Consider the following 4,891-nt stretch of genomic DNA (forward strand, 5'->3'; position numbering starts at 1 on the left):
AAGGCGGGGTAGGTGTCGTACAGCTCCTGTCCCATGCCGACGCGTTGGGCGCCTTGTCCGGTGAACAGGAAGGCGAGTTTGCCCCCGTTGGTGCTCCCGGTGACCACGGAGGAGTGCGGGGCGCCCTCGGCCAGCGCGTCGAGGGCATCGAGCCGGTCGTCGTGGCTGTCGGCGACGACGACGGCGCGTTCCTCGAACAGGGCCCGCGAAGTGAGCAGCGAGTGGGCGACATCGGCCGCGGACGTGTCCGGAGAGTCGGCGAACTGCCTGCGCAGGCGCCGCGCCTGGTCGCGCAGCGCGCCGGCACTACGGGCCGACACCACCCACGGCACCGGGCTCGTGGCCTCGGCCGCAGCGGGCGGCTGTTCCTCGTCGTCGGGGGCCTGTTCGAGGATCACATGGCCGTTGGTGCCGCTCACGCCGAACGAGGAGACGCCGGCGCGGCGTGGCCGCCCGTCCGTCTCCCACGGCTGAGCCTCCGTCAGCAGGGAGACCGCACCGGCCTCCCAGTCGACGTGCGGGGTGGGCCGGTCCACGTGCAGGGTCTTGGGCAGGACGCCGTGGCGCATCGCCATGACCATCTTGATGATGCCGCCGACGCTGGCGGCGGCCTGGGTGTGGCCGATGTTCGACTTCAGCGAGCCCAGCCACAGCGGCTTGTCGGCCGGACGGTTCTGCCCGTACGTGGCGAGGATCGCCTGCGCCTCGATCGGGTCGCCCAGCGTGGTGCCGGTGCCGTGCGCCTCCACCACGTCCACATCGGAGGTGTCCAGGCGGGCGCCGGCCAGCGCCTGCCGGATCACCCGCTGCTGGGAGGGGCCGTTCGGCGCGGTGAGCTGGCTGCTGGTGCCGTCCTGGTTGACGGCGCTGCCGCGAATGACCGCCAGCACCCGGTGGCCGTTGCGCCGGGCGTCGGAGAGCCGTTCGAGCACCAGCTGCCCGGCGCCCTCTCCCCAGCCGGTGCCGTCGGCCGCGGCCGCGAACGCCTTGCAGCGGCCGTCCGGGGACAGCCCGCGCTGCCGGCTGAACTCCACGAACAGACCCGGCGTGGCGACCACCGTCACCCCGCCGGCCAGCGCCAGCGAGCACTCGTTGTTGCGCAGCGCCTGCGCGGCCAGGTGCAGCGCGACCAGCGAGGAGGAGCAGGCGGTGTCGACGGTGACGGCCGGGCCCTCGAAGCCGAGGGTGTAGGAGATCCGTCCCGAGGCGACACTGCCCGCGCTGCCCGTGCCGAGGTAGCCCTCGAACTCTTCGGGAGACGACGGATACAGCAGCCGGGCCCCGTAGTCGCCGTACATGATCCCGGTGAACACGCCGGTCCGGCTGCCGCTGAGCGAGGCCGGGTTGATACCGGCGCTCTCCACCGCTTCCCAGGCGGTCTCCAGCAGCAGCCGCTGCTGCGGGTCGATGGCCAGCGCCTCACGCGGAGAGATCCCGAAGAACGCGGGATCGAAGTGGGCGGCGTCATACAGGAAACCGCCCTCCTTCGCGTAGGTCTTGCCCGCCCGGGAGGGGTCGGGGTCGTACAGCCCCTCGACGTCCCAGCCCCGGTCCGTGGGGAAGGCGGAGACGACATCCCGGCCGTCGGCCACCAGCTGCCACAGGTCCTCGGGCGTGCTGACACCGCCGGGATAGCGGCAGGCCATGCCGATGATCGCGATCGGTTCCCGGCCGCCGGCCCGCTCGTTCTCCTGGCGCAGCCGCTCGTTCTCCTTCAGCGATGCCCGCAGCGCGCTCACGAGCTGTTCCGTGGAGGTAGTCATCCCTGCTCCAGTCCCGCGTTGCCGTTGTTCAGTGCCAGCGCCACCAAGGCCTCCGCGTCCAAATCCTCGATCGCGGACATTGCCTCACTCTTCTGCGGCGCTGCAGGCTCGCTCGGCTCCGAGTCGACAAGCTGGAGAATCGCCTCCAGCAGCCCCGCCGAACGCAGCCGATCCACCGGGATCGCGGCCAGCGCGCGGCGCACCACGGCGTCCGGGTCGTCTTTAGGCGACAGCAGTTCGTTCAGCCGGCCGGCCAGTGCCGCCGGGGTCGGATAGTCGAAGATCACCGTGGCAGGCAGCCGCAGATCGGTCGCGGCGATCAGCCGGTTGCGCAGCTCGACCGCGGTCAGCGAGTCGAAGCCGAGCTCCAGGAAGCCCCGTTCGACCGCGACCGTGTCCGACCCGGCGTGGCCCAGTACGTCGGCCACGTGCCCGCACACCAGGTCCAGCAGCGTCTTGCGGCGCTCCGGCTCGCTCAGGCCCGCCAGCTTCTGCGGCAGCGACGTGCCGCCCGCCGCGGCCCGCCGGGCCGGTGCACGCACCAGCCCGCGCAGCGCGGACGGCAGGACCGGCAGCCCGCGCAGGGCGGCGAGGTCCAGCCGGACCGGGGCACTGGTCGGCAGAGCGAGACCGGCGTCGAACAGCGCCAGTCCCTCGGCCACCCCGATCGGCAGGATGCCGCCCCTGCCGATACGGTCCTGGTCGGCATGCTCGGACATACCGCCCTCGGTGTCCCACAGGCCCCACGCGTAGGAGGCCGCAGCCAGGCCCTGCGCCCGCCGGTGCACGGCGAGCCCGTCCAGGTAGGCGTTCGCCGCCGCGTAGTTGCCCTGCCCGGGGCTGCCGAGCGTGCCCGCGATCGACGAGAACAGGACGAACTTGCCCACGTCACCGGCGAGTTCGTGCAGGTTCCAGGCCGCTTCCGCCTTCGGACGCAGCACCGTGTCCAGCCGCTCGGAGGTCAGCGAGGACAGCACACCGTCGTCCAGGACACCGGCCGCGTGCACGATGCCGGTCACCGGATGGTCGGCGAGAAGCCGCCCGACCGCGTCCCGGTCGCCCAGGTCGCAGGCGGCGAAGACCGGCTCCGCGCCCAGCTCGACCAGGGTGTCGCGCAGCTGCGCCGCGCCCGGGGCGTTGGGGCCGCGCCTGCTGACCAGCAGCAGCCGCCGTACCCCGTACCGTTCGACCAGATGGCGGGCGACCAGGGCGCCGAGCGTTCCGGTCGCGCCGGTGATCAGCACCGAGTCGTCCGCCGTGAAGGCCGTCCCGCCCGCCTCAACCGGGTCCCGCTGAGCCAGCCGCGCCGCGGTCGCGGCCCCCGCGCGCAGGACCAGTTGCGGCTCGTCGGCCACCAGCGCGGCCGGTACGGCGGCCAGGGAGGCCGGGGCGTCGTCCACGTCGAGCAGCGCGAACCGGCCGGGGTTCTCCACCTGCGCGGTCCGTACCAGACCCCACACCGCTGCGTTGCCGAGGTCGTCGACGTCCTCGCCCGCCGCCCCGTGCGTCAACAGGGTCAGCTTGTCCTCGCCACGCGAGGAGTCGGCCAGCCAGGCCTGGACGAGGGCGAGCGCCCGGTGCGTGGCCGCGTACACATCACCGGTGCGCGGGCAGTCCGCGACCAGGTCGCCGGCGGGCAGCACGGCCAGCTCGGCCGGGTCGCTGAGGAACACCGGAGCCGGTCCGGCGTCCGGCAACGGCACGGCCGTCCAGTCCAGCGCGTACAGCGGAAGCCGCCGCCCGGCCGCCCCAGCGAGCTGCTCGGGCGCCACCGGCCGCACCGTCAGCCGCTCCACCGCCGCGATCGGAGCCCCGGACCGGTCGGCGAGGGCGATTTCGAACGCCCCCGGCCCCGCCGGGGTGATCCGTACGCGGGCCGCCGACGCCTCGCCGGCGAACAGCGAGACGCCCGCCCAGACGAACGGCAGGAGGGGCTGCCGGGACTCCTCGTCCAGGGCGAAGCCCAGCGCGTGCAGGGACGAGTCCAGCAGGGCGGGGTGGATACCGAAGCCCGCGACATCCGTGTCGCCCTCCAGCTCGACCTCCGCGTACACGGCGTCAGCCGTACGCCACGCTGCCTGCAGCCCCTGGAAGACGGGCCCGTAGCCGAGCCCGAGGTCAGCCAGCGTTTCGTAGAAGTCCGACACCTCGATCGCTTCGGCGCCGGCCGGCGGCCAGACGGCCAACTCGACCGGATCGGCCGAGACCTCGGCCACCGTGCCCGCACCGTGACGGACCCACGCGGCGGCGTCCTGCCCGCCGGCCCGCGAGTACACGCTGACCGGCCGCCGCCCGGACTCGTCCGCCGCACCGATGTTCACCTGAAGCTGGACCGACCCTTCGTCCGCGACGACGACCGGAGCCTCAAGGGTGAACTCCTCCAACCGGGCACACCCGACCTGCTCGGCCGCGTGCAGCACGAGGTCGACCAGCGCGGAACCCGGCACCAGGACGGTGCCGAGTACGGCGTGATCGGCCAGCCACGGGTGAGTGCGCCGGGAGATCCGGCCGGTGAAGACGACGCCCTGGCCGCCCGCCAGTTCGACGGTCGCTCCCAACAGGGAGTGCCCCGCCCCGTCCATGCCCAGCCCGGCAGCGTCCCCGGCACCGCTCACCGAGTCCAGCCAGTAGCGCTCTCGTTGGAAGGCGTAGGTGGGGAGGGGGAGCGTGTGGCCGTGGGTGGGCCAGGTGACGGGGTGTCCGTTGACGTGTGCGGTGGCGATGGCGGTGAGGAGGGAGTGCGGCTCGGGGTGGTGGGGGCGCAGGGCGGGGGCGAGGGTGGCGGTGGTGTCCGCCAGGGTGGTGGCCGCCATCGCGGTCAGGGTGGCGTCGGGGCCGAGTTCCACGAAGGTCGTCACGCCTGCCTCGTGGAGGGTGGTGATGCTGTGGTGGAAGCGGACGGCTTCGCGGATGTGGCGGGTCCAGTATGCGGGGTTTTGTAACTGGTCGGGGGTGGCGGGGGTTCCGGTGATGTTGGAGATGACCGGGATCCGCGGTTCCCGGTAGGTCAGCGTCGTGGCGACGGTGTGGAAGTCGTCGAGGATGCTGTCCATGTGGGGGGAGTGGAAGGCGTGGCTGACCTTCAGGAGTTTGGTCTTGCGGCCTTGTTCCTTCCACCGTGTGGCGAT

At 72.8% G+C, this 4,891-nt stretch carries 2 protein-coding genes; both read right to left on the minus strand.

Annotated features, from left to right (window positions below; genetic code table 11):
* On the minus strand, nt 1-1,763 hold a 1,763-nt coding region (locus tag AB0D57_RS47105; RefSeq protein ID WP_362088672.1), incomplete at its 3' end, for a type I polyketide synthase.
* On the minus strand, nt 1,760-4,891 hold a 3,132-nt coding region (locus AB0D57_RS47110; protein ID WP_362088673.1), incomplete at its 5' end, for an SDR family NAD(P)-dependent oxidoreductase. The genes AB0D57_RS47110 and AB0D57_RS47105, both read right to left, overlap by 4 nt.

This window comes from Streptomyces sp. NPDC048275, assembly GCF_040652275.1.
Classification (GTDB): domain Bacteria; phylum Actinomycetota; class Actinomycetes; order Streptomycetales; family Streptomycetaceae; genus Streptomyces.